This is a genomic window from Perlucidibaca aquatica (genome assembly GCF_001676655.1).
GTDB lineage: Bacteria > Pseudomonadota > Gammaproteobacteria > Pseudomonadales > Moraxellaceae > Perlucidibaca > Perlucidibaca aquatica.
Genome location: NZ_LZDB01000001.1, coordinates 507,091 through 531,254, shown reverse-complemented (window position 1 = coordinate 531,254; position 24,164 = coordinate 507,091). Strand labels below are relative to the sequence as shown.

The window sequence follows — 24,164 nt, the reverse complement described above, 5'->3', positions numbered from 1 at the left end:
GGAGTTAGTGACGACCCGAGCTGCCGAAGCCGCCAGCACCGCGTGCCGTGGCCTGGAACTCAGTAACAATGTTGAATTCGGCTTGCACCACTGGCACCAGCACGTATTGCGCGAGGCGCTCACCGGGCTGCATGACAAAAGGCTCACTGCCGCGATTCCAGCACGACACCATAAGCTCGCCCTGATAATCGGCGTCAATCAAGCCCACCAAATTGCCGAGCACGATGCCATGTTTATGGCCCAGACCCGAGCGCGGCAGGATCAGGCCGGCATAACCGGGGTCGCTGATGTAAATCGCCAGACCGGTGCGAATCAACACCGTGTCGCCTGGGTTCAGGGTCAGCGGCGCATCCAGCAATGCGCGCAGATCCAAGCCAGCAGAACCTTCGGTGGCATAGCTTGGGAGCGGCAGATCGCGACCGATACGGTCATCAAGGATGCGAACTTGCAAAGGGATTTTCATGGTTGGAGATTCCGTTTCTTCAAAATCAATGTTCAAGGCGTCAGTCGGGCGGCTAGCAGGCGCACCAGTTCGCGGGCAATCTGCGACTTCCCAGCTTTGGCTAACTCCACACGCGCCACCTTTTCGTGTGCCTGCGCATCGGGCCAAAACACGGTCATGGCATTGTCGTCGCTCTGGAAGCCGATGTCGGCCCGCGACACATCATTGCAGGCGATGAGATCAAGCTTTTTGCGTGCCAGCTTGTCACAGGCATAGGCTTCCACCGCATGCGTTTCTGCGGCGAAGCCCATCACAAACGGTTTATCCGCCTGCTCGGCAATGCTCGCCACAATGTCTGGATTTTTCACCAGCGTGATATCCAAGGTGTCGTCTTTCAGGCCTTTCTTAATCTTCTGTGCTGCGACTTGTGCCGGCCGGTAATCGGCCACAGCCGCGGTGGCGATGAACACGGTACGCGCCGAGCCCACAGCCGCCTTAGCGTCATTCACGACAGCAGCACTCGCCGCCAGCATGTCTAGCGCACTGACCACATCCACGCGCTGCACGCGAGCGGGTGTGGGCAAATGCACCGGACCGGCAATCAATGTGACGCGTGCACCGGCCTCGACACAGGCCTCGGCCAGCGCAAACCCCATCTTGCCCGAGCTGTGGTTACTCAAATAACGCACCGGGTCCAACGCTTCACGCGTGGGGCCAGCGGTGATCACCACATGTGTGCCACTGAGCAGGCCGCTCTCGAATTGATCGGCACAGAGGTCAGCGAGTTGTTGCGCCTCCAGCAAGCGACCAGCACCAATGTCGCCACAGGCCTGCGCGCCGCTGCCGGGCCCAAACACCGCAATGTCACGGCTTTTTAGGGTCTCTAAGTTGACCTGCGTCGCTGCGTCAGCCCACATCTGTTGATTCATCGCGGGAGCCACGGCCTTCTTGCCCGATGCCGCCAGCCAGCAGGTCGTCAGCAAGTCATTGGCGATGCCCTGCGCCAGCCGCGCTAAGGTGTCGGCCGATGCCGGCGCCACCAGAAACAGATCGGCCCAGCGTGCCAGCTCAATATGGCCCATGGCCGCTTCCGCCGCCGGATCGAGCAAATCCACATGCACCGGATTGCCCGACAGCGCCTGCAGCGTCAGCGGCGTGATGAATTCGCGGGCGGCCGCGGTCATCACCACCTGAACGTCAGCGCCAGCGTCGCGCAAACGGCGAATCAATTCGGCACTTTTATAGGCCGCGATCCCGCCGGTAACGCCGAGCAAAATATGTTTGTTTGACAGCCGCGCGAGCATGCGAAAGCTCCAATCCGGGTCTATACCTTATGCAGCTGCGAAAGATACCACGGCAGCGTAGGGATTTTATGTTCGACAGGAGTCACAGCTGATGCGTATTCGAGATTGGCCAGCGGCAGAGCGGCCACGGGAAAAGCTCTTAATTCAGGGGCCGGGAGCCCTTAGCACGGCTGAGCTGTTGGCCCTGCTCATAGGCCATGGTCGTGAAGGCCTGACTGCGGTGGACATGGCACGGCAAGCGTTACAACACTACGGCGGCATTCGCGACTTACTCGATGCCCCCTTGGAAGACCTGCTATTGCGCGTGAATTGGGGGCCAGCGCGTGTGGCCAGATTACATGCTGCCGTTGAGCTGAGCCGACGCTACCTCAGTGAAAGCCTGAGCCGCCAAGGCAAGCTCACTAGCCCAGCAGCCACCCGTGAATTCCTGCGCGCCCAGCTTCGCGGCTACGACCACGAAGTCTTTGCGGTGCTCTACCTCGACAATCAGCACCGCGTCATTGCCTTCGAAGAGCTCTTCCGAGGCACGCTAGACAGCTGCTCTATTCACCCCCGTGAAGTGGTGAAGCGCTCGCTGGCCCAACGCGCCGGCGCGGTCATTTTTGCGCATAACCACCCTTCCGGCGTGGCCGAGCCCTCCGCCGCCGACCGGCACATCACGCAACGACTGAAAACCGCCCTGGAACTCGTTGAGGTACGCACCCTCGACCATCTGGTGATCGGCGACGGCGAGCCCGTGTCGTTTGCCGAGCGCGGCTGGCTTTGACGGATAGCCTGAAAACTTACTGTAGCCACAATAATCATGACTGAACTATCCTACGATCCCGACAAGGCCAGACAGAATGAGCTTTTGCGTGGGCTGCACTTTGATTTGGTGCACGCATTTTCATGGAATACAGCATGGATTATCGAAGATCTGCGCCATGATTATGGCGAGCACCGGTTCAGAGCCATTGGGCTCATCGACACGCGATTGCATGTCGTGGTCTTTACGCCACGAGAAAACCGGCTTCACATCATTAGTTTGAGAAAAGCGAATGAACGCTAAATCAAGCACTTCAGCCAGCAAGGCCGCCAGCCAGCCGGATGAAACTAATCCCGAATGGATGGCTGACGACTTCCAGCACGCCCGAAGAGCAGAAGATGTGTTGCCTGAAATCTTGGGTAAGGAGCAGGCGAGCGTCTTACTGACGCGAGGCCGCCCGAAGAGCAGCAACCCAAAAGTGGCGCTGACGATTCGCTACGATGCCGAAGTTATCGAGTCGTTCCGCGCCACTGGCCCGGGCTGGCAAACTCGCATGAACTCGGCATTACGAGAATGGCTAACGCTGAAGCACTAAACGCAAAAGCCCCCGCACATCGGCGAGGGCTTTTGCTCTACATCACCACGATCAGAACTTATAGGTTGCTGACAGACGTGCCGCGATGGGCGAGCCCGGTGTGATGTTGTTGTTGTTGTGCGCGTTTACGTAGTAGTCGCGGTTAAGCAGGTTTTCGATGTTGAGTTGTAACTGCAGATTCTTCGATGCATTGAGGAAGGCCGCGGCATCGACACGACCATAGCCAGGCAGTTTCACCGTGTTGTCGTCCTGAGCGAACATGCGGCTACGGCTGACAAAGCCCAGAGCGACACCGTAACGATCGTTTACGTCATAACGATTCCACAACGAGAAGGTGTGACGCGGTGTTTGGTTGGTTTCGTTACCGGCTTTAATCGACATCGTTTGCGACTTGGTGATGGCGCTATCCGCAAACGCGTACCCACCCGTTACCGACCAGGCGTGATTGATTTTGCCGGTTGCGCTCAGCTCGGCACCCTTAACTCGTTGACCGTCGACTAGGATAGCTTGAGTGGTAACTGCGGGGTCGGTAATAGCGACATTACCGCGCTCCAAGCGATACAACGTCGCCGCCAGCGAGAGGTCTGCGCGAGGATCCCATTTCACACCCACTTCCTTATTTAAAAAGGACTCAGGATCGAAATTTCGGTTTGCGCCCGTTAACGAACTCAACTGATCCCCAGCGCGCGGAACGAAGGTTTTGCTGTAGCTGGTATAAATAGAGACTGAATCAACCGGCTTGTAAATCAACGCAGCGCGAGGAGACAGCTCTGTATCTGTTGTTTTGCCTGAGTTTGTACCCACCTTGTCGGTAAAGTCCGTCACAAAACGATCCTGACGCAGACCTAGCACCATTTGCCACTGCTTGTTGAAGGTCAGCTGATCCTGAATATAAACCGCTGAAACATCCACTTGGCTAACACTATCGCGTGCACGTGTAGCAGCAAACGTCGCTACGCCACGAGGATTAGAAGCCGACACCGAGGATGGAGTGACAGTACCATTGATACGGAAGTTCTCCGTATCCTGACGGCCAAACTCCGTACCAAGGAGCAAGTCGTGCTTGATAGAACCGGTGGTTGCGCGCACCAGTAAGTCAGTCTGATTAAACACATTCTGACGCTGGGTATCATCATGGTAGGCCGCTAATGCCACCATATTGGCACCGCTGACGCTGCCGTTGGCATACACATTCTGATAGTACTTGTCGTAATCGGCGTAGCGCGTCTTGTTGCTCAGCATCACGCCATTCTTGAACCTATGCTCAATTGCCATACCCACCGTACGCACCGTGGTTTCAGTTGGGCTTTGCTCGGCGTTGCCAAAGAACGTGGACTCGTCCGTTTTGAACGGCTTACCATTTTGTGACGGAATGCCACGATCGGTGACGCGCAGGTCATTGAAGTATTCGGCAGACAGAACCACTTTAGTGCGGTCGCTGGGCTTCAGTGTCAGGGTTGGGCTAATGCCGTTGCGGCGCACGCTGACGCCATCACGATAGCTGTCCGAGTCTTCGCTCACGACGTTGACTCGACCTGCAACCGAGCTCGTCAAGCCACCGCCCACGTCCAAAGCAATTCGCTTGTGGTCATACGAACCTACCGACACATTCACTTCGCGCACCGGCGTCCAGCCAGCCTCTTTGCTCACGCGATTGATGACACCGCCAGCGCCGCCACGACCGAAGGCCAGGCCGTTAGAGCCCTTCAGAATTTCAACGCGATCGATGTTGTAGACATCACGGTAGTACTGCACATCGTCACGCACGCCATCTAAGAAAAAGTCACCGGTGCTGGTGCTCCCGCGAATCACCGCAGCGTCACGGTTGCCTTCACCCTGCGCAAAGGTGATGCCCGGGGTGTAACGCACGGCTTCTGCCATGCTTTGTACGGCTTGATCTTTGATTTGCTGAGCCGTGACCACGCTCACAGACTGTGGGGTATCAAGCAATGCCGTATCGGTTTTGGTCGAGGCGCGGCTAAACACCGGCTGGTAGCCGTTGGTAGCGGGGGCATCTGCTGCTGCTGACACTTGCACTTCAGCCAGCACTTGCTCTTCCGCATAAAGACTGGGGGCAACGCCTGTACAGGCAAGCATGATGGCAACACTGAGGGGGTTAGGCTTGAACACGGCGCTCTCCGGCATCGAATTTGATGCGGAGAGCATAATAGAGGATACGAACGAAAACAATTCTCATTTAGAAAATGTTAGAGCTGCAAGCGCTCCGGCATGCTCTGCCATTCCGACTCTTGTATCCACTCGGGATGGCTCGGTTCCGTGAAGATAAACACAGACAACAATCCCATCAGGAAAATCACTTTCAATAGGCGATCACCATAAGTAGGTACGGGCACGCCCATGAGCGCCGCATGGGTGGGGCCCACTTCTACGCGCTGACCATCACGGATAAGCCAGGCCGCGAGCAGCAACAATGCCACCACAAAGACCCAACCTCCGGCAAAGAACAGTCCCAGCCCAATGAATAACGCGAATATCGCGACCAAGGGCATGAACGCACTGAGCCAGACCGAGAAAACTGCGGCGAACAAAATGGCCCACGCAGACACCGCAACGACAAATACGCGCATCATGATCCAACCGCGACCACCCACACGCACTTCGCCCTGATACAGCGGCCTTGTCGCCCAATACGCCGCTAGCGCCACCGGTCCCAGTAGGCACAGTAAAACCACCCAAGCGCCCGGCGAATTCATCTGCCGGCGCTGGGCATCCTGATACAGCCAGATGCTCAGTGCCGCCAACGTCAGTAACAGTGCGGTCATGCTGTCTCCTCGACCGGTTTATCTTGAGCGACATGCTCGCGGCCGAGGTAAAGATACATCGCCGGCACCACAAACAGCGTGAACAACGTACCAATGGTCATGCCGGTGGAGATCACCAGACCCATGGAGAAACGGGCAGCAGCGCCGGGGCCGGTCGCGAACAGCAGCGGCAGCATGCCCAGCACCAGCGCGGCGGTGGTCATCAGCACCGGGCGCAAACGAATCGACGAGGCCTCTTCAATCGCCAATCGCTTAGAGTAGCCCTGCTTCTGTAGCTGATTGGCGAACTCCACGATCAGGATGCCGTGCTTGGCAATGACCCCGATCAGCGTCACCAACCCCACCTGCGTATAGATGTTGATGCTCGCCCCGGGCGTCTGGAACATGGCTGCGATGTTGAGACAGAGCAGCGCGCCGCAGATCGACATCGGCACCGTGACCAACATGATGATGGGGTCACGGAACGATTCGAACTGCGCCGCCAACACCAAATAGATGATGACCATGGCAAAGAAGAAGGTGACGACCAACGCCGAACCTTCGTTTTTGTACTGACGTGAGCCGCCAGCGTAATCAACACCGTAGTCCTTGGGCAGCACTTGCGCCGACGCTTGCTCAAGCACGCCCAACGCGTCACCCAAGGTTACGCCCGGACGCTGCACGCCCGAGATGGTGACGGCGTTGAGCTGCTGGAAACGGTTCAAGGCTTGCGGCTGCACGGTATCGCGCAGGGTCACTACGGTAGACAGCGGAATCAGCTCACCCGATGCTGTGCGCGTGTAGTACTGCGAGAGCTGATCCGGATTCAGACGCTCACTGCGCTCAACCTGTGGAATGACCTTGTACGAGCGTGACTCCATGCTAAAGCGATTGGCATAGCCGCCAGACAACATGGCCGACATGTCTGCCGCCAGCGTACTCATGTTAATACCGAGCAAGGCGGCCTTTTCGCGATCCACATCCACCTTGACCTGCGGCTTGTCGATCTTCAGGTCGGCACGCATGAAGATGAACTTCTTGCTTGCCATGGCCTGTCCGACCACCTCATTAGCCGCCTCCAGCATGGCCTGGGGTGATGCCGTGCTGGTGATGATGAACTCAACCGGGAAGCCGTTACCGCCACTGGGCAGCGACGGCGGTGCGAAAACTGCATTCTGTAGACCGGCAACGCCATTGGCTTGCCCGGTGACTTCGGTCAGCACTTCCTTGGTCGTGCGTTCGCGCTCCGTCCACGGCTTCATCACGATACCGGAGATCGCCGTGTTACTGCCCACTGCCGAACCACCGCCACCCACCCCATTGAGCAAGAAGAAGTTGTCTTTCTCGGGAATAGCATTGGCGATCTTCACCAGCTCATCGGTGAACTTGGTCAGATAGTCCAGCGACGAAAACGAATCGCTTTGCGAAAAGATCAGGAAGAAGCCCTGGTCTTCTTCCGGTGCGAGCTCCTGCGGCGAGCTCTTAAACAGGAAGAAGCACGACACCAGCACAATCGCGCCAAAGGTCGCGATGACATGCTTGTCATCGAGTGCGCCGTGCAACTTGCGCTGATAGTTCAGGCGCAGCGCTTCAAACTTCGTATCCAGCCAGTGCGCGAAACGGTTGCCCTGCTCTTCCTTTTTGGAGTGCAAGAGCATGGCCGACATCATCGGCGACAGCGTCAGCGCAATCACACCCGACAGCAGCACCGCGCCCGCCAGCGTAAAGGCAAATTCAACAAAGAGCGTACCGGTCAGCCCGCCAATAAAACCAATCGGCAGATACACCGCAACCAAGGTGATGGTCATGGCAATCACCGGCCCGACCAGCTCGCGCGCGCCCTTAATCGCCGCATCGAAAGGCTTCATGCCATCTTCGATATGGCGATGAATATTTTCCAGCACGATGATGGCGTCATCGACCACCATGCCGATCGCCAGCACCATGGCCAACAACGTGAGCAGGTTGATCGAGAAGCCCATTAGCACCATTAAAAAGCAGGCACCGATCATGGACAGCGGCACAGTGACCGCCGGAATCAGCACGCTGCGCATGGAACCCAGGAACAGATAGATCACCACGATGACAATAGCCACCGCTTCAATCAGCGTCTTGATGACTTCGTTAATGGCATCCTGAATGTAGCGCGTGGAGTCGTAAGGAATATTCGCCTTCAGACCTTCCGGCAGCTGTTTGAGGATGTCCGGCCAGACGTTTTCGCGCAGGTCCTTGATGACATCCAGCGAGTTCGCGTCCGGGGCAATTTCAATGCCCATGAACGTGGCGCTCTTGCCGTTGAACGACACCTGCGTGCCATAGCTTTCGGAGCCCAGCACCACATCGGCGATGTCGCCAAGACGAACCATGGCGTCGGGCGTGGAGCGCACGACCAGGGAGCGGAATTGCTCAGGCGTATTTAGATCGGTTGCGGCGGTGAGATCGACCTGCACCATCGACCCCTTAGTGGCTCCGAGGGCAGCCTGCACGTTGTTATTACGCAGAGCGCCGTAAACATCGCTCGCGGTCACACCCAAGGCGGCCATGCGTTCCGGCTTCATCCAGATGCGCATGGCGAAGGTGCGATCACCGAGGATCTTGGCGCGCTGCACACCCGCCACCGTAGCCAGACGAGGCTCGACGACACGCACCAGGTAGTCGGTGATCTGATTGTTGTCGAGAATGTCCGAATAGAACGACAGATACATCGCCGCCGTGGTGTCACCCACCGACAGCTCGACGGTCGGGTCTTCCGATGCTTCCGGCAGCTGGTTGCGCAGCTTATTTACCTTGGCGGCAATCTGCGTGAGCGCCTCGTTGGGGTCATAGTCCAGACGCAGGTAAACCTGAATCGAACTGACACCCGAGATGCTCGTCGACTTCACATAGTCGATGCCCTGCGCCGAGGCGATCTCACGCTCCAGTGGCGTGGTGATGAAGCCCTGAATCAGGTCGGCATCGGCACCGACATAGACCGTGGTGACGTTGACCACGGCATTTTGCAGCTCGGGGTACTGACGCACGTTCAGGTCAAACGCTGATTTCAAACCCAGCAGCAGGATCATCAGGCTGACCACCAGCGCCAGCACCGGGCGTTTGATGAAGATATCGGTAAAGTTCATGGTCGCGACCCTGCTCAGCTGTCAGTCGGTGTAGGCGTTGCCGAAGCGGACGGCTGCACGGTGTTATTGATCTTGACCTTGCTGTCGTTCTGCAATTTCAGCAGGCCGCTGGTGGCGACTTGCTCGCCAGCCTTCAGGCCATCGGTGACCACCACCAAATCACCGCGTGTCTCGCCGGTCTTAATGAAACGGCGGCGCACCACCAGCTCATCGGTGACCTTGCCGTCAGCCGCTTTGCCTTTTACCGACTGAATGACATACACCGAGTTGCCGTAGGGGTTGTAGCTCACGGACGTTTGCGGGATGGTGACCACACTAGCGGTCTTGGCGAGACCGATGCTGGCGCGAGCAAACAGGCCCGGACGCAACGCTTCATCGGCATTGTCGAAGCGCGCACGCACCTTAAAGTTACGTGTTTTGCTATCCATCATGGGCTCAATGGCCGAGATTACGCCGCTGAACGTGCGGCCCGGCTGCGAGTCCACCACCACGGTCACGGTCTGGCCCTTTTCCACGGCGGCCTGATTTTGCTCAGGCAAGGTGAAGTCCACAAACACGGGGTTGATGGCCTGCAACGACACGATGGGCGTGCCGGCACTCAGGTACTGGCCCACATTGACCTGGCGTATGCCAAGCTGGCCGCTGAACGGCGCACGAATCTGCTTTTGCGCCAACTTTGCACGCTGAGCATCGGCACCGGCACGAGCGGCACTGAGGTCGGCCTGAGCACGATCCAGTTCAGACTTAGAAATGGCATCGAGCTTAAACAAGCGCTCTAAACGCGCATATTCGGACTTGGCTAAATCGGCCTGAGCTTGCAAGCGTGCCAGATCCGCCCGTTCTGTTCCGGCAGAAAGGGTCACCAACAGATCGCCCTTTTTGACGCGCGCGCCCGACTCAAAATGCAGCGCTGCAATAATGCCGCCCGACTCCGTAGTGACATCGGCGCCATTGCTGGCGACCACCGTGCCTACGCCGCTCAGACTGGCCGCCCAGGTTTCTGATTTGGCCGTAGCCGAGGAAACGACGGCCGGTGGCATCGGCATATTGTCGAAATACTGGTTCATCATTTTGCCGCCGAACCACTTCATGCCGAACACGCCACCGAAAACGATTCCGGTGCCAATCAACATCCACATCATGCGTTTGTTCATCTTTTTTATTCCTGGGCGCGCGGCGCTTAATTCGAAGTCAGTAGCGTGTCGACAGTGGTCAGGTCATTGGCATCCAACACCCCGGCCTGCTGTTTTAGTTGCAGCATTTTTAACAGCACGTCGTAACGGCTGCGATCTAAATTACGTTTGGCTTGCACCGTATTGGATTGCGCATTCAAGACATCGGTAATGGTGCGCTTACCGGCCTCGTAGCCATACCGCGTGGCTTGCTCAGCCGCTTGCGATGACTCTAGCGAGCGCTGAAAAGCCTGGCTTTGCGCGCGCGCCGTTTGAACTTCACGGAACAGTCGACGCGTTTCACGCAACAGTTCGCGCTCGCTGCGCGCTTGCTCGGCTTGGGCTTGCGCCAAGCGTGCTTGCGCTTCACGGACCTTACTCGACATGGCGCCACCCGCAAACAGTGGCAGCCTCAGCTCAACGCCCACCTCCGTGCTGTTGGCCTTGGAACCAATGCGTGATTCAGACATATCCTGACGCCCATGCGTGGCGACTAGGTCTAATACCGGCAAGGACTCCGAACGACGACTGGTGGCATTGGCCTGTGCAACGGCGACTTGCGCCAGCGCTTGCTGATACGCTGGGTTGCTGGCGCGCGCGCGGGTCAGCCAAACTTCGGCATCCAAACTATCCAAAGCGGGTAACTCAGTCGCCGACTTCAGTACAAATAACTGCGCACGGCCATTGCCCGTGACTTCATCTAGCGCATCCTGTGCCGAATCCACGGCCTGCTGAGCGGCCAGCAAATTGGCCTGAGCCAAATCTTCACGCGCCTGCGCTTCCTTCAGATCAGTACCCGCGACTAACTGCACGTCATAACGTTTGCGCACATCGCCCAGCGACTTGCTCACCGCCTCCGCCTCGCTCTGCGCCAGCGCCAATTCATTGCTGGCATTGAGCACCGCTAAATAGCGCTCGGCCACACGAATCACTAGCGCTTGCCCGCGCTGAATAAAAGCTTGCTCCGCGAGCTGATCTTGCGCGTCTGCCCGACGACCACGCGCCAACAGGTCATAACGGAATAAGGGCTGACGCAACTCCGCGCCGAGCTGCCAGCTATCGTAGCGCTCTTGGAAACCGCTGGTCGTTGCAGTCGGATCCTTAAAAGGCGTGCTAATCACATCTGAGTCGGTATTTTTTATCGCGCCGGTCACGTTCAGTGACGGTAAGCGTGTGGCGCGTTCTTGCACGCCCGCTTCGCGATCTGCAGCTCGCTCTGCCAACGACGCGGCCACCGCAGGATCACTGGCGATGGCGCGTTGCAAGGCCTCGCGCAACGTCATGGTTTCCGTAGCCGCTGGCTCCGGTGCCAGGCGCATGGCATACGCAGATACCGATACCGTGCTGGCGAATACGGCACAGCCCAGCAACAAGGCCGCCGGTTTTAACGTGACTCTATTCTGACTCATCAAACACCTCAGTTCGGACGCGAGCAATCAAGGCCTCTAGTGCGCCAGTATCCGCCGGATCAATTAACGGTAACCAGCCCATACCATTGAGCAAATGTTGCATATGGCGGGCGAGCAAAAAGTAAGGGGTATGCACATTAAAGTGGTCTAGCAGACCATCCGCATGGACCAAGTTGTGCACGCCTAGGGTCAAGGACCAACAACCCGTGGCAACAGACTCAGGGCGCATCCCCCGCGGATCGAGATCACCGCAGGCAATGGCATCATTCACAATCGCTAACACGGCATCACAGACAGGCTGGCTAGCAGCAAAATGTGCCTCACGACGACATAAGCTGGCTGCACTCCAGACCACCTCGCAATGCGCATACTGCGCCACGCGAAAATGTTCTGGACTGCGCTGCACAAAAATCATGTCGGCCACCGTAATGGCAAACATGCGTTCGCGCGTGCTGGCTTTCCAGCCTGACGCTTTTTGAAATAGAGCCGCTTGCTCAGCAACCGACTCCGTCATCAGGGCAACGAGCAAGTCTTCCTTACTGGCAAAGTGCTGATAGAGCGTGCCCATGGCGTACTCACTGACTTCAGCCAGCTTCGCCATCTGCAGATTCAGCAAGCCATCGCGCACAATGAGCTGTCGCGCAGCGGCTAATAGTCGCTGCTCGCGCTCCTGAAACTGCCGCTCGCGTCGCTCTTTGGTACCCATGGCATCATCGATAAAAATTAAGGCTCGAATACTGAACTTGATTCACTTTTTCTGCAAGCCAACAAAACTCACAGTGAATAAGGCCAGATGAATAAACATTAATGTCTGAGTAAGCCCCTCGAAAGACCGCCATATGCAAGATCCTCATCCTCTTAGTGAGAGTCCGGTATGGCCACCACACGCAAACCCTACGATCTACTGGTGTGGCTAGGATTAGCCCTAACCGCCGTTTTTATTTCACGCTGCAGCCCGATTGACTGGCAAGTAGCGTCCTATTTTCACGGTAACGAGGCAGGCGGCTTTCCGCTGCGAAATAACGCTTTCTGGCTAATGGCGCATTCGCTGACGCGGGGGCTTAGCGCTGTGATGTGGCTGGCGCTATTGGCGTTCACCGTGCATCAATATTCGGTGAAGCAAACCACGGCCTTTTACGCCGGCCGTTTCATTTTACTCACCTCCCTATGGGCATTAGCCATTAATGGCTTATTGAAAACCCACTCGGTGCACAGCTGCCCCTGGAGCCTGGCGGCATTCGGCGGCCACTCCGCATTTTTCCGTCTGCTCGACCCCGAACCTATAGATGCCGGTAGCGGAGGTTGTTTTCCCAGTGGTCACGCGGCTGTGGGTTTTATGTGGTGGCCCGTGGTGTATGCCTGCGCGCTTTGGCGGCCACGACTCACGAGGCACGCTGGCGTTGCGGTGGCGGTCTTTGGTGCCCTCTGTGGCGCGATTCAGATCGTAAGAGGCGCGCACTTTGTCAGTCATGTCGTGATGACGGCTGCCGTCACCGGCGCCTGCACCAGCTTGGCTTTTCATATGTATCTGCGGATGCGGGCTGAACAGCCTCCTGCCATACCCTCTCTTCTGACTTAAGGTAACTCCCTCGTGCTCTCACACTTACCCAAGCTTCAAGCCCGACTGACGCAAAAACTATGGTTGATTAATGCGCTTGTTTCGCTGTGGCTCGCCGTCTTGGCCAATACCACCTTTATCCAAAAAGTCGCTGAATTAACGCCTTATCACGATGGGCGTTTTCCCGTTTTTATCGTGGCCATGCTGGGATTGCTAGCGGCGTACATCAACCTCTTTCTGACCTGGGTTACGTGGGGCCGTCTCGCAAAGCCCGTACTGACTTTTATCTTGATTGCCTCCGCCCTGAGCGCCTATTTCATCAACTCGTTTGGCGTTGGCATTGATGCCGGCCAAATTCAAAACATGATGGAAACAGACGCGCACGAAATCGGCGATTTACTGACATGGAATATGCTGGGCTATGTGGTTGTAATTGCGGGTCTTCCACTCATTTGGATCTGGTCTAAGCCACTGGTCAGTGAAGGCTGGCTCCAACGCCAACGCAATCGCGTACTCAGCAGTGCCGCAAGCTTATTGCTCATCGCTGCCGTTGCCGCAGGCTTCTACGCCGACCTCGCCTCAATTTTTCGCGAACATCGCAGCATTCGCTACTCCCTCGTGCCGCATAACTATGTCACGGGCCTACGCGCATATTTCAAACATCAGGAGGTCATTGAAGCTATCCCTATGCAAGCCTATGGTCAGGATGCGCACCGCTCACCGCCTCTAAGCCCGCAGGCAAAACCACGGCTTATCGTATTGGTCATGGGCGAAACCGCGCGCGCCGAAAGCTTTTCGTTACAAGGTTACGCCCGTAACACCACACCCGAATTAGCCGCTCTGCCCATCACGTATTTCACGCAAGTCAGCTCCTGCGGCACAGCGACTGCGGTGTCGTTACCCTGTCTTTTTTCTGGCTTTACCCGTTCACGTTACGATGCCGACGTAGCCAAACATCGCGAAGGGCTACTCGATATTCTGCAACGCAGCGGCTACGCCGTGAGTTGGCTAGACAATAATTCTGGCTGCAAAGGCGCATGTGATCGCGTCGAAAAAGTTCCCATGCTGGCGAATCGAGCATCGGTTTGGTGCGTCAACGGCGAATGCCAGGACGGCCTTTTACTGGAGAGTTTTCAGCAAAAACTCGCTACCGCACCAGCCATCGATCGCGTGCTCGTTCTGCACCAAGCCGGCAGTCATGGCCCCGCTTACTACCGACGATACCCCAAGGCATTTGAGCGCTTCACACCGACGTGTAACAGCAACGCGCTGCAGAGCTGCACACCCGCGCAAATCACCAACACCTATGACAATACCATTGCGTACACAGACCACATTCTTGCCAAAATAATCCAGACGATGGCTCAGGACTCACGCTATAGCAGCGCCTTGCTTTACGTGTCTGACCATGGTGAATCCACAGGCGAACACGGGCTTTATTTGCATGGCGCGCCGTATCTGTTTGCACCGTCACAGCAGACGCACGTGCCGATGCTGTCTTGGTTATCAGCTGATTTTGCCGGGCAAGAGCCCGCGCGTGCCGCCTGTTTGATAAAGCGAAAAACGCAGGCCATCTCTCACGATAATGTTTTTCACAGCGTGCTAGGGCTTGCTGGGGTGAGAACGCAGGTGTTCAACCCTGCGCTTGATCTCACGAGCGGCTGCTGACAGCGGGGTTTAACTGCGACGCTTAACTAAGCCGTCGTCAATGAGCTGCTGGAAATGCTCGCAGACGGCCTGACGCACATCGCGATACTGGATGCCCAGGCCTTCGCGGCTGCGGGCGTTGTTGAAGTGCATCGGCCAGCCCATGTTGCGCCAGACGAAATCACGGGTGTAGCCGTAAAAAGGCGACACCAGCCAGAATAAAATTTTGGGCACCGTCATGCGCGGGAAGGGATACTTCGAACCAAAGTGGGCGCGCAGTGCTGCGGCCATATCAAGCAGCGTCAGCGACTCGGCACAGAGAATGTAACGACCATTCGCTTCGGGCTTGAAGCCCGCAATAATGTGAGCGTCCGCAACATCACGAACATCGACCAGACCGTTCCACATGCACGGCGCACCCATGGCCAGCGTGCCATCACCGAATTGCTGCAGCGTGGTGATGCTTGCCGAAATGCTGTTGGTGGTCAGCGCCGGGCCCATGACCAGACCGGGATTGATGCAGACCAGATCCCAGCGACTCTGCGCTTTCTGCATGGCCCAGGCTTCTTGCTCAGCTACTGTCTTCGAGTACAGGTAGGGCTGGTGATCAACGCTGCTGGTCGTGTTCCAGAAGGTTTCATCAAGACGATTACCGGGCACATCGCGGGCATCCCAGTTGTCACCAAAGGTCGCTGCCACGCTGGAGGTCAGCACGACGCGGCGCACGCTGTCGGTGGCATTCACAGACTGCAGCACATTGCGCGTGCCTTCCAGCGCCGGACGCACCAGTGCCTCGTTGGCATCGGTAAAACCGGTGACCACAAACGGTGAGGCTGTGTGAATGACCAACTCGCAACCCTGCATCGGCACTGCAAACGCGCCTTGATCGAGCAAGTCAGCTTTGAACAATTTCAGCGTACCCGTGCTGGCATCTGCAATTTTCTGCAAATGCGCCACGCTCGCGGTTTTGCTCGGATCACGCACCGTGGCATGAACGGTATGACCTGCCTCAAGGAGTTTTTTAACAATCCAGCCGGCGACATAACCACTGGCGCCGGTGACTAAAACGGGGGCTTGCGGGTTGATCAATGACATCGTGAAGGCTCCATGGGCGAATGTCCGAGTATGGAGCCAGAAGCGTCCAGCGTCGACGCTACACCGCCGAGCGGCGTCTTATTTACTTGGTGTCGGTATCCACGCGGGAGCTGAGCACTTCGCCCTCAATGGTATCGCCACGCCCTGCGACTGATGGCTCCGCCGTATGCGGCGACGCCCGTCCTGCCCCGCCCGCTGTGCCCCGCGTTGCGAGTTTTATACCGAAGCGTTTGAGCAGAAAAGCCGAAAGCATCCCCAGAATTCCCACGCCAGCCACTGCGGTAAGGGCCAACGTTAATCCCGGCAGGAAGACTAAGAAGGCTAACCACCACGGCCAAGACCACGCATAGACAGCGCCCATAAAGCCGAAAATGGTCGCCACAATGGGCGCCAGCAGGGTCAAAGCCAACGCAACAATCGCCGTCGGCAACAGCGGCCACTCGTGATACTGATGGAAATAGGCAATCAAACCCGCCATTTGTACCAAGGCAATCAGGAAGCGCAACACACTCATCAGGACGACCGGCAAGACAGCTCTCCGAGCAAGTAAAGTGGCATCATAACGCGATCAATCCCCCGTGCAGGATCACCCGCCTCATGATTACGATTTTTCATCATGCCCGCTGCTCAAAATCTCGGGCCGCGCTCATGCTAGCGGAACAAGCAGCCGACCGCCTCGATGAACCTCTGCTTATTCGTGATTATGTCGCTGAGCCGCTCAATTACGCAGAGCTTGAAACACTTCTGGCACAGCTCGGACAGCCCGCTTCGGCGCTTTTACGGGAGGACGATGCGTGCACACTATGCCCCGCCGTGTTAGCGCATCGCGAGGACGCTATCGCCGTGCTTGAGGCTCTAGCCAAGGAACCACGCCTGCTACAACGACCCATTGTGGTACGCCAAGGGAGAGCCATTATTGGTCGCCCGCCAGAAGCGATTTTGGCTTTATTCGACTAAGGTCATGAGGCGCGTTTCTTTCGTTGCTGCAAATGAGCCGGCTCCAACGCCTCTATCTCATAACGGTTGCCAGGATAGGTACGGTTAGGCGCGTCGGCCAGCAGCGTGGGATATCCCCCCATCACAATAACTCGCTTCATACCCGCCAAGGCCTTTAGGCTGTGTCTGACGACTTTTCGCATCAACACGGGGGCTGGTTTAAGTTTCACTGCCGCAAGGAATGCTGGCTCATCAATCAGGCTGGCCACGGCTGGCGCCACCAAACCCTTTAATGGCGCGGGCAGCCATGCACGCACAATCGCCAGTGTGGCTTCAGCGACGCGCGCACTGGCATCGTCGGGCACAAAATGTCGCTCACCGTATGCCTGCACAAAGGCATCAAAAGCCGGCTTACTTTCAGGGATCCCAACCAAGCCCATGCGACGGCCGATCTCGCACCAGAAATTAAACCAAGCATTTTGCTCATGCGCCGTCATTGGCCGCCAGCTGAACTCACTCGTCCAGCGCATGGGGAACTCGATGAAGGTCCAGAGCACAAACAGAAAGTCATCTTGTGGAATGCGGTAATTGCCATGGGTCTGGTTGATGCGGGCGAGCGCACGACTGCCAACGTCGCCATCCCAGCCTGACTCCATGAAGTGGGCGATGAGCAGGCGCGTGTCGTCGTAACGCTTTTGGCCGTGATCTTGAAATTCGCGGGTGCGATCTAGCAGTTTAGAGACAGTATCGCTGGCATAGGTGTAGAACAGCGCCACCTCAAGCGACCGGGTGATATCCCAGGGGAACTCGTAGGCCGTGAGCAAATAGACAATACGCTGGCAATCGGCTTGCGCATCCAGTCCAGCGATTTCACGAGCCACGGCAGGATTAGGCATGAAGCCCAATTTCTTGGAGTATTTACGGCCTGAATGGGAGGTCATCATGCTCAAATTAACTTTTGTCGAATATTGTTACGAGCATAAATGACCAACCGGTCACGATCAAGGCTTTGCGCATCCCGCCAAGATATCTGCACATTTTGCCAATGCGCCTTTGCGTGTCGGAAAATCACGTGCGGACTGATAATAAAAGCTAAAACGCGGTAGAAATTGAGCGTCTGCAAGCAGACGATTATCGGCATCTGCGAAACCCATTTCGCCATCCCGCTTCAGCCAGCGATCAAGCCAGGCCAGCGTGTAATGTTCAGCCATCGGTCGCCCCCAGCCTCCCACACAGCGCCCGTCAATGACTTCTGGACACCATGACGTGGCCGGGAAAGTTGGCAGCAGCGACCACTCATAGTGTGAACTGCCACGAATGGTGAACTCGAAAACGGGAACGCCAGCCGTCTGCCACGCTTTAAACGGTGCCAGCTGGCCGTCTTTAGGAGGCGCTGATGTAAATGGCACGGGTGTTAAGCCGTATTCACTGTTCTGCCCCATGCTGGGCACTCGCGCCACAACTTTAGGCATTTCTCCACCCTGACCGAGCAAGCCCGTGAGCGTAGACAAGCCACCCGATGAGTCTTCACCGGGAGCCCGCAAACCATCCCAACCCACGGCCACATCGACGGGATTGCTGGCATCTATTTTTCCCGGCCACGGCTCTGCACCCGCCGCACCATAACTCTGCACGACCGACACCCCGGTAGCGCCCAAGGAGTGACCGACAATGCCGAGTCGCTCGCGATCCTGCACGCCATGCTGTGGATTAAACGCGGTGACTACCGTGGGATACGTGCCTGCACAGCTGGTGTTGTGCGGGTAGGGCTTGGCTGGCGTGGAGCGAAAGAAATCAATGGCATCCACCAAGCCTTCCCAGAACACCGCTGAATTCGCGTTACTGCCCTGCCCGCCCGTGGGCGTCTGCTGATCGGAGCGACCCTGCCCGCGCGGATCAAAGGTCATCACGGCATATCCCGATCGCACTAACGCCTGTGCCATCCACCAATACAGCGGCTCTGGCGCCTGCACAGAACCGTTTTCGATGACCACGGTAGGCAACGGCCCCGTTGAGTTTTTCGGGCGCCAGACATGGCCCGAAATTCGCGCACACTCGCGATCGTAGTAGGTCACCGACTCAACAACGGCCTCGCGCTCGTAAAACGGATCTACCCCGGGATAGCGAAACGGATCACCGGCACATTGCATGCTCCAGCTCGCACACAAGGGCGTTACCGGGGTGTTGAGCGGAATGCCGCCTGCGCCCACCGGCAAATAGCTGGGGTCAGACGCGATTCGGGCTAGATACGCCTGCAAATTCGCCAGGCTTTGCGCTTGTAAGCGCTGCAGAAAAACGGGATTGGTCGCCTCTTCTCGCGCCGCCTCGCTGACGCGTGCAAAATTCTTCAGCTCGCAGGCAGCGAACCCAGCACTACCATCTGAATACGTACCGCAGGCTGGGTCATCCTCACCGCCGCCCAGACCACCCAGCAAAGGCAGGCCCGCGGCCGCGGGGGCAGGATCGTTAACGCCTGAAGGCGAAGAGGAGGAAGGGCCTGGGCCATCGCCACAAGCCAGAAGTGCAGTGGCGAGCAAGCCCATGCTTAAACTGCGAACACCGTTCATGACAGCAAACCTTTTCTTATTTTTATGCTCGAAAGGTACTCAGAAAACGGGCATGGAGCCAGCGATGATTCAATCAACTTTTTGGGATTTGGCGAGCGTCTTGAGTACGTCTAAGGCGATGAGCTGATTCGCTGAGGTGAGGCTGCGATAAATACGGCGAAGTTGGAGACCTGAAGCATCGTAGTCACTGGGCACTTCGCGCGCCAAGCTAGAGGCCATGGCCGAGGCACGCTCGGCCTCATTAAAAATATCGCTGACCTTCACGCCAAGCGCCTCTGCTAGCGCTGCTAACACGTCCAGCGAGGGGTTGCGACTACCGCTTTCAATACGCGACAACGTACTGGCGGCCAGATCAAGATCGTTTGCCAGCGCCTCTAACTTAAGGCCCTGTTCGATTCGTAAACCCTTGATGACTAGACCAATTTTCATGGCCTGATTGTTCTGGTTGCTTTGCCATCAAGGCAAAGCCAATAAAGCAATTTTTATTCTTTATTTTGCCTTAAAGACAAAATCGGATCGCGAAGCGAGCCGCCTGCGTATCAAAGCGCAGCCAGATGCGATAGCCATCGACATAGCGGGCGTCAGTGCTCATGCGCATCATAAAGTCATCGCCCAACAAATTTGCCAGCGTGTCCAGCAAATGTTGTCGCCGTGACAATGGAGTTTGTCCGGATAAGTCATATGCCCCCTCTCAGCGGTGAATACATCACTTGGCTAAACTCGTATCCATAAGAATCGCACTCAAGGCAACATTGACATAATAGTTGCTGCGACCAATCTTTTGCTTCTGCACAAATCCGCCATCCGCTAATGCATCAAGGTACTTAGCTGCCGTCAAACGCGACACTTTGAGGTCTCGCTGCACAAACTCGACCTTGGTATACGGGTGCGTGAACAGGTTATTGATCAGATCCTGACTATAGAACTTGAACTGTTCACGGATGCGATGCTTGTAGTCGAATAGCGCCGTCTTAATAGCGTGAATCGTATTGATGGTTTGGCCCGCCGTCTGCTCCACAGCTTCCAGCATGTACAGCACCCACGCTTCCCAAGTATCGTTTTCGCGCACTGTTTGCAGCAGCGCATAGTAGTCGGCCTTGGTGCGCACAATATGCCGCGACAGGTATAGCACCGGTACATCAAGCAGGCCTTCCTTGACGAGATAGAGCACATTGAGCAGGCGACCGGTGCGGCCGTTGCCGTCATAGAACGGATGGATAGATTCGAACTGGTGGTGCATCAGCGCCATTTTAATCAGTGGGTCAACATCAAAGTCGGCGCTGTCATTCATGAAGCGCTCAAGATCGCCCATCAAGCGAATAATCTCGTCAGGATGCTGAGGCGGTGTATAAACCGTAAGTCCTTGGCTGTTTTTCAGGACAGTGCCCGGCAACTTCCGCAACCCGGCTTGGTTGTGCTCCAGCTCGGCCTGCATCTCAATAATGTGGTTGGTAGTCATGAGCTGCGTGCTCTGTACCAGCTCATAGCCGCGCCGCAAGGCCTGACGGTAGCGATGAACCTCTTTCGCTGCCGGATTGGATACTAGCGCCACATCTTGCTTGAACAACTCATCATGTGTGGTGATGATGTTTTCAATTTCCGAGCTATCCTTAGCCTCTTGCAAGCCTAGCGTATTGATCAGGATGCCTTGATGCGGGATGGATGCCGCAACACCCTTCAGCTCAGCCAGCTTCCGGCTGCTAACAGCCAATCGCTTCAGGATGACTGGCGTATCGAAACGCGCAGGGTTCAAGGCTTGCAGCGGTAGTAATGCGGTCATGGCAAAATCCCTGCACCCTGCAACAGGGCTCGTGTATAGAAACTACTTGATTCTATACACGACCACCGCAATATGTATAGAAAATCGGATTTTCTATACATATTGTGCACGCATAAGCCGCTAAACCTCACCCCGCCGGCGTGATCTGCACCAACAACTGCCTTAAGCCAACCTGTGCGCCAGCACTCGCCGTCACCAGCTCGACCATGCCGGCCACCGGGGCCTGCAGGCGGAACTCCATCTTCATGGCTTCCAGCACCAGTAATAAGTCACCCTTGGCTACCTTCTGCCCAGCTTGTACAGCAACGCTGACCACCTTGCCGTCGATAGGCGCGAGGATGCGGCCATCGCTGCCGGCTTCGACGGTCTGTGCCGGCTCGTAGGTGGCATCGATGAAGCAGGTGGTGAGCGGCTGCGCGACATCGGCATTGGCGAGCCAAAGCTGAGCGCCCTGTGCAGAGGCTCCCCGTGCGAACCAAGCGTGCTGGCGACGGCCATGCGCGAGGTAATCAACGCGGCAACCTTGCACGGAAACGATGCGCACAGCCTCGGCCGCTGCTTCGCTGTCATCGACCGTTACGGTGTATTCGCCGAAGGCCGTGACTTCAACATCGAGCGTGACCTGCGTTTCGCCGTGACGCAGCTTGAGCAAAACCGGCGTGCCGTTGGCGCTGTGCCAGCCCAGCAAGGTGCTATCGAGCTCGCCTTTCTGCTGCAGCGCCTGGGCATCCGTATGCACGATGAGCGCCGCCGCCAGCGCGCGATGCGCCGGTGTTGGCTCGGCCAGCGCGGTGATGCGCTCAGCTGGGAAGTGTTCGGCGATGAAGCCGGTGGTCACGCCCGGGCCTTGGAACTCGTCGTGCGAGAGCAGCTGAATCAGGAAGTCGCGGTTGCTGGCGAGGCCGAGGTAGGCGGTATCGGCGAGCATGGCGATGAGCTTCTTGATCGCCTGCGTGCGCGTCTCGCCCCAGACGATGAGCTTGCCCTGCAGCGAGTCGTAGTACGGCGAGATGACGCCGCCTTCGATGACGCAGTGGTCGGCGCGCAGGCCGGGGCCAGTCGGCGTTTGCCAGGCGAGGATCTTGCCGGTTTGCGGCAGGAAACCGCGCGCCGGATCTTCGGCACAGAGACGCACTTCAATGGCGTGGCCGTGACGACGCTCATCAAGCTCAACCTGCGTCAGCGGCAGCGGCTCGCCCTGAGCGACCAGCAGCTGCCAGGCCACGAGGTCGAGGTCATAAATCATCTCAGTGACAGGGTGTTCAACCTGCAGGCGCGTGTTCATCTCCAGGAAGTAGAAATGACCATCGGCGGCGAGCATGAACTCGACGGTGCCGGCACCGACATAGTTCACGGCCTTGGCAGCGGCGACTGCGGCCTTGCCCATGCGGGCGCGCAGCGATTCGCTGACCGCTGGCGATGGCGCTTCTTCGATGACTTTCTGGTTGCGACGCTGCACCGAGCAGTCGCGCTCGCCGAGGTAGACGACATTGCCGTGACGGTCGCCGAAGACCTGGATCTCGACGTGGCGCGCCTGCAGCACGGCCTTCTCGATCAGCAGCTGGCCATCGCCAAAGGCATTCTGCGCCTCGCTGCGCGCGGACTGGATGGCGGCCTTGAGCTCGGACGCTTCGTGCACCAGACGCATGCCACGACCACCGCCGCCAGATGCGGCCTTGACCATCACCGGCAGGCCGACCTTGATAGCCTCCGCGACCAGCAGATCGTCATCCTGACCCGCGCCTTGGTAGCCCGGCACGCAGGGCACGTTGGCGGCGATCATGCGTTCCTTGGACGCGCTCTTGTTGCCCATGGCTTCGATGGCGAAAGGGTCCGGCCCGATGAACACCAGCCCGGCATCCTGCACCGCCTGCGCGAAAGCTTCACGCTCGGACAGGAAGCCGTAGCCGGGATGCACGGCGCCGGCACCGCTCTGCTGCGCGGCGGCGATTAGCTTGTCGATGCAGAGGTAGGACTCGCCGACCGGGCCCGGGCCGATACAGACGGCGGTGTCGGCTTCGCGCACATGCAGGGCATCGCGGTCAGCTTCCGAGTAGACGGCCACGGTGCGGTAGCCGGCGGCGCGGCAGCCACGGATGATGCGCGCCGCGATCTCGCCACGGTTGGCGATGAGAACAGTGTCGAAACGGCTCATGCCGACGGCTCCTGCGAAAGGTTGGGGTTAAGAGCGGCAGCATCCGCCGCCGTGATCGTGGAGGCCCAGTTCGCCTCGCGCTTCTGCAAAAAGGCACCGATGCCTTCCGGCGCTTCCGTGCTGCGGGCACAGGCGGCGAAATGCGCGGCGGCCTGATCGAGCACGGCGTCCGGGTCGATGTGCCCGACGCTAAGCAGGATCTGCTTGGTGCGCGCATTCGCGGCCGGCGCGCAACGCAGGATCTGCGTCAGCGTCAGACCGAGGCGCTCGGCTAGCTCGGCTTCATCGGCAAAGGTTTCGTGCACGAGGCCAAGGCGCAGCGCCTCGCGGCCATTGAACTGGGCGCTGGTCAGGCAGAGACGGCGCGCCTGCGTAAGGCCGATGCGCTCGACCACAAATGGCGCGATCTGCGCCGGCGGCAGGCCGCGCGAGGTCTCGGGCATGCCGAACTTACTGTCGACATGGGCGAAGGCAATATCAGACACGCAGGCAAGGCCGAAGCCGCCGCCGAGCACGCCGCCTTCACAGATAGTCACCAGCACCTGCGGGATGGCCGCTGCCGAACGCAGCATCTCGCCGAAGGAGCGATTCACCGCCACGATAGGGTCAGCCACTCCGGGCGCCAACGGTTTTGCAACATCGCTGAAGACGCCCTTGAGGTCGGCACCGGCGCAGAAATGGCCGCCGGCACCGCGCATCAGCACCACGCGCACATCGGCGCGCTCGTGCAGATGACGGAAGACGGCGATCAGCTCGGCGACCATCTCCGGGTTGAGCGCATTGCGGGCATCAGGCCGGTTCAGGGTCAGGCGCAGCAGGCCGCGCGCGCTGTCGAAATCGAGACGGATCTGGTTCGTTTGAGGAAAGCTCATGGTCAT

Annotated in this window: 23 protein-coding genes; 7 read left to right on the top strand and 16 right to left on the bottom strand. The window is 57.7% G+C overall.

Going from position 1 to position 24,164, the window contains the following annotated elements; translation table 11 throughout:
- Positions 1–4: 4 nt before the first annotated feature.
- Positions 5–463 (bottom strand): dUTP diphosphatase, encoded by a 459-nt coding sequence (gene dut, locus A8710_RS02630; protein WP_068857909.1) that lies wholly within the window; start codon positions 461–463, stop codon positions 5–7.
- 32 nt (positions 464–495) lie between these two features.
- Positions 496–1,746, bottom strand: a complete 1,251-nt coding sequence (gene coaBC / locus A8710_RS02625; protein ID WP_068857908.1) for a bifunctional phosphopantothenoylcysteine decarboxylase/phosphopantothenate--cysteine ligase CoaBC — start codon at positions 1,744–1,746, stop codon at positions 496–498.
- 91 nt (positions 1,747–1,837) lie between these two features.
- Between coaBC and radC the strand changes: the two genes are divergently transcribed.
- The 3 genes from radC to A8710_RS02610 are packed head-to-tail and all read left to right on the top strand — an operon-like array spanning position 1,838 to position 3,086.
- On the top strand, positions 1,838–2,512 hold the full coding sequence (gene radC / locus A8710_RS02620; RefSeq protein ID WP_068857907.1) for a RadC family protein: 675 nt from the start codon (positions 1,838–1,840) through the stop codon (positions 2,510–2,512).
- Positions 2,513–2,548: 36 nt separating this feature from the next.
- Positions 2,549–2,794: a BrnT family toxin gene (locus A8710_RS02615; RefSeq protein WP_068857906.1), complete on the top strand. Its 246-nt coding sequence runs from the start codon at positions 2,549–2,551 to the stop codon at positions 2,792–2,794.
- Positions 2,784–3,086 carry a BrnA antitoxin family protein gene (locus A8710_RS02610; protein ID WP_068857905.1) on the top strand — a complete coding sequence of 101 codons (303 nt, stop codon included), beginning with the start codon at positions 2,784–2,786 and terminating at the stop codon, positions 3,084–3,086. The genes A8710_RS02615 and A8710_RS02610 overlap by 11 nt, the downstream gene beginning before the upstream one ends.
- A gap of 51 nt (positions 3,087–3,137) precedes the next feature.
- Here A8710_RS02610 and A8710_RS02605 read toward each other — a convergent pair whose 3' ends face one another.
- The 6 genes from A8710_RS02605 to A8710_RS02580 form a co-directional block, all read right to left on the bottom strand.
- Positions 3,138–5,216 carry a TonB-dependent receptor gene (locus A8710_RS02605; RefSeq protein ID WP_198341590.1) on the bottom strand — a complete coding sequence of 693 codons (2,079 nt, stop codon included), beginning with the start codon at positions 5,214–5,216 and terminating at the stop codon, positions 3,138–3,140.
- A 77-nt stretch (positions 5,217–5,293) separates the two neighbouring features.
- Positions 5,294–5,869 (bottom strand): hypothetical protein, encoded by a 576-nt coding sequence (locus A8710_RS02600; RefSeq protein WP_068857903.1) that lies wholly within the window; start codon positions 5,867–5,869, stop codon positions 5,294–5,296.
- Positions 5,866–8,967: an efflux RND transporter permease subunit gene (locus tag A8710_RS02595; RefSeq protein WP_068857902.1), complete on the bottom strand. Its 3,102-nt coding sequence runs from the start codon at positions 8,965–8,967 to the stop codon at positions 5,866–5,868. Before A8710_RS02595 ends, A8710_RS02600 begins: the two co-directional genes overlap by 4 nt.
- Positions 8,968–8,981: 14 nt before the next feature.
- Entirely contained in the window at positions 8,982–10,121 is a 1,140-nt protein-coding gene (locus tag A8710_RS02590; protein WP_068857901.1) for an efflux RND transporter periplasmic adaptor subunit, read from the bottom strand.
- Between the two features lie 26 nt (positions 10,122–10,147).
- Positions 10,148–11,548 (bottom strand): TolC family outer membrane protein, encoded by a 1,401-nt coding sequence (locus A8710_RS02585; RefSeq protein ID WP_068857900.1) that lies wholly within the window; start codon positions 11,546–11,548, stop codon positions 10,148–10,150.
- Positions 11,535–12,254, bottom strand: coding sequence for a TetR/AcrR family transcriptional regulator (locus A8710_RS02580; protein ID WP_068857899.1), 720 nt, complete (start codon positions 12,252–12,254; stop codon positions 11,535–11,537). The genes A8710_RS02585 and A8710_RS02580 overlap by 14 nt, the downstream gene beginning before the upstream one ends.
- A gap of 168 nt (positions 12,255–12,422) precedes the next feature.
- On the opposite strand from A8710_RS02580, the gene A8710_RS02575 reads away from it, so the two are divergent.
- A complete protein-coding gene (locus A8710_RS02575) occupies positions 12,423–13,127 on the top strand; it encodes a phosphatase PAP2 family protein (RefSeq protein ID WP_068857898.1) in 705 nt (234 codons plus the stop codon).
- Positions 13,128–13,139: 12 nt separating this feature from the next.
- On the top strand, positions 13,140–14,774 hold the full coding sequence (locus tag A8710_RS02570; RefSeq protein WP_082968607.1) for a phosphoethanolamine transferase: 1,635 nt from the start codon (positions 13,140–13,142) through the stop codon (positions 14,772–14,774).
- Positions 14,775–14,783: 9 nt separating this feature from the next.
- On the opposite strand, the gene A8710_RS02565 is transcribed toward A8710_RS02570, so the two are convergent.
- Positions 14,784–15,848, bottom strand: coding sequence for an NAD-dependent epimerase/dehydratase family protein (locus A8710_RS02565; RefSeq protein ID WP_264753519.1), 1,065 nt, complete (start codon positions 15,846–15,848; stop codon positions 14,784–14,786).
- 82 nt (positions 15,849–15,930) lie between these two features.
- A complete protein-coding gene (locus tag A8710_RS02560; protein ID WP_157686247.1) occupies positions 15,931–16,377 on the bottom strand; it encodes a hypothetical protein in 447 nt (148 codons plus the stop codon).
- A 68-nt stretch (positions 16,378–16,445) separates the two neighbouring features.
- Here A8710_RS02560 and A8710_RS02555 point away from each other — a divergent pair, with 68 nt between their 5' ends.
- The gene (locus A8710_RS02555; RefSeq protein WP_068857896.1) at positions 16,446–16,805 is read left to right on the top strand and encodes an ArsC/Spx/MgsR family protein; all 360 of its coding nucleotides are present in this window, start codon (positions 16,446–16,448) and stop codon (positions 16,803–16,805) included.
- A gap of 2 nt (positions 16,806–16,807) precedes the next feature.
- Here A8710_RS02555 and A8710_RS02550 read toward each other — a convergent pair whose 3' ends face one another.
- From A8710_RS02550 to A8710_RS02540, 3 genes are all read right to left on the bottom strand, one after another.
- Positions 16,808–17,728, bottom strand: a complete 921-nt coding sequence (locus A8710_RS02550; protein WP_082968606.1) for an oxygenase MpaB family protein — start codon at positions 17,726–17,728, stop codon at positions 16,808–16,810.
- Positions 17,729–17,785: 57 nt separating this feature from the next.
- A complete protein-coding gene (locus A8710_RS02545) occupies positions 17,786–19,351 on the bottom strand; it encodes an alpha/beta hydrolase (protein WP_157686245.1) in 1,566 nt (521 codons plus the stop codon).
- A gap of 69 nt (positions 19,352–19,420) precedes the next feature.
- Positions 19,421–19,780, bottom strand: a complete 360-nt coding sequence (locus A8710_RS02540; RefSeq protein WP_068857894.1) for a helix-turn-helix domain-containing protein — start codon at positions 19,778–19,780, stop codon at positions 19,421–19,423.
- Between the two features lie 7 nt (positions 19,781–19,787).
- Between A8710_RS02540 and A8710_RS02535 the strand changes: the two genes are divergently transcribed.
- Positions 19,788–20,006, top strand: coding sequence for a hypothetical protein (locus tag A8710_RS02535; RefSeq protein ID WP_068857893.1), 219 nt, complete (start codon positions 19,788–19,790; stop codon positions 20,004–20,006).
- A 51-nt stretch (positions 20,007–20,057) separates the two neighbouring features.
- Here the strand turns inward: A8710_RS02535 and A8710_RS02530 are convergent, their stop codons facing one another.
- The 3 genes from A8710_RS02530 to A8710_RS02520 all read right to left on the bottom strand — a co-directional run bounded on the left by A8710_RS02530 (position 20,058) and on the right by A8710_RS02520 (position 24,158).
- Positions 20,058–21,131, bottom strand: coding sequence for a Fic family protein (locus A8710_RS02530; protein WP_068857892.1), 1,074 nt, complete (start codon positions 21,129–21,131; stop codon positions 20,058–20,060).
- Between the two features lie 127 nt (positions 21,132–21,258).
- Positions 21,259–23,286: an acetyl/propionyl/methylcrotonyl-CoA carboxylase subunit alpha gene (locus tag A8710_RS02525; RefSeq protein WP_068857891.1), complete on the bottom strand. Its 2,028-nt coding sequence runs from the start codon at positions 23,284–23,286 to the stop codon at positions 21,259–21,261.
- Positions 23,283–24,158 (bottom strand): enoyl-CoA hydratase/isomerase family protein, encoded by an 876-nt coding sequence (locus A8710_RS02520; RefSeq protein WP_082968633.1) that lies wholly within the window; start codon positions 24,156–24,158, stop codon positions 23,283–23,285. The genes A8710_RS02525 and A8710_RS02520 overlap by 4 nt, the downstream gene beginning before the upstream one ends.
- Positions 24,159–24,164 lie beyond the last annotated feature (6 nt).

What these genes read in the sequence shown, in the direction of transcription:
- A8710_RS02575 (WP_068857898.1), top strand. Translation starts at nt 12,423, where the DNA reads ATGGCCACCACACGCAAACCCTACGATCTACTGGTGTGGCTAGGATTA.
- A8710_RS02550 (WP_082968606.1), bottom strand. Translation starts at nt 17,728, where the DNA reads ATGATGACCTCCCATTCAGGCCGTAAATACTCCAAGAAATTGGGCTTC.
- A8710_RS02610 (WP_068857905.1), top strand. Translation starts at nt 2,784, where the DNA reads ATGAACGCTAAATCAAGCACTTCAGCCAGCAAGGCCGCCAGCCAGCCG.
- A8710_RS02520 (WP_082968633.1), bottom strand. Translation starts at nt 24,158, where the DNA reads ATGAGCTTTCCTCAAACGAACCAGATCCGTCTCGATTTCGACAGCGCG.
- dut (WP_068857909.1), bottom strand. Translation starts at nt 463, where the DNA reads ATGAAAATCCCTTTGCAAGTTCGCATCCTTGATGACCGTATCGGTCGC.
- coaBC (WP_068857908.1), bottom strand. Translation starts at nt 1,746, where the DNA reads ATGCTCGCGCGGCTGTCAAACAAACATATTTTGCTCGGCGTTACCGGC.
- A8710_RS02600 (WP_068857903.1), bottom strand. Translation starts at nt 5,869, where the DNA reads ATGACCGCACTGTTACTGACGTTGGCGGCACTGAGCATCTGGCTGTAT.
- A8710_RS02540 (WP_068857894.1), bottom strand. Translation starts at nt 19,780, where the DNA reads ATGAAAATTGGTCTAGTCATCAAGGGTTTACGAATCGAACAGGGCCTT.
- A8710_RS02615 (WP_068857906.1), top strand. Translation starts at nt 2,549, where the DNA reads ATGACTGAACTATCCTACGATCCCGACAAGGCCAGACAGAATGAGCTT.
- A8710_RS02545 (WP_157686245.1), bottom strand. Translation starts at nt 19,351, where the DNA reads ATGAACGGTGTTCGCAGTTTAAGCATGGGCTTGCTCGCCACTGCACTT.
- A8710_RS02590 (WP_068857901.1), bottom strand. Translation starts at nt 10,121, where the DNA reads ATGAACAAACGCATGATGTGGATGTTGATTGGCACCGGAATCGTTTTC.
- A8710_RS02595 (WP_068857902.1), bottom strand. Translation starts at nt 8,967, where the DNA reads ATGAACTTTACCGATATCTTCATCAAACGCCCGGTGCTGGCGCTGGTG.
- A8710_RS02565 (WP_264753519.1), bottom strand. Translation starts at nt 15,848, where the DNA reads ATGTCATTGATCAACCCGCAAGCCCCCGTTTTAGTCACCGGCGCCAGT.
- A8710_RS02525 (WP_068857891.1), bottom strand. Translation starts at nt 23,286, where the DNA reads ATGAGCCGTTTCGACACTGTTCTCATCGCCAACCGTGGCGAGATCGCG.
- A8710_RS02585 (WP_068857900.1), bottom strand. Translation starts at nt 11,548, where the DNA reads ATGAGTCAGAATAGAGTCACGTTAAAACCGGCGGCCTTGTTGCTGGGC.
- radC (WP_068857907.1), top strand. Translation starts at nt 1,838, where the DNA reads ATGCGTATTCGAGATTGGCCAGCGGCAGAGCGGCCACGGGAAAAGCTC.
- A8710_RS02555 (WP_068857896.1), top strand. Translation starts at nt 16,446, where the DNA reads ATGATTACGATTTTTCATCATGCCCGCTGCTCAAAATCTCGGGCCGCG.
- A8710_RS02530 (WP_068857892.1), bottom strand. Translation starts at nt 21,131, where the DNA reads ATGACCGCATTACTACCGCTGCAAGCCTTGAACCCTGCGCGTTTCGAT.
- A8710_RS02580 (WP_068857899.1), bottom strand. Translation starts at nt 12,254, where the DNA reads ATGGGTACCAAAGAGCGACGCGAGCGGCAGTTTCAGGAGCGCGAGCAG.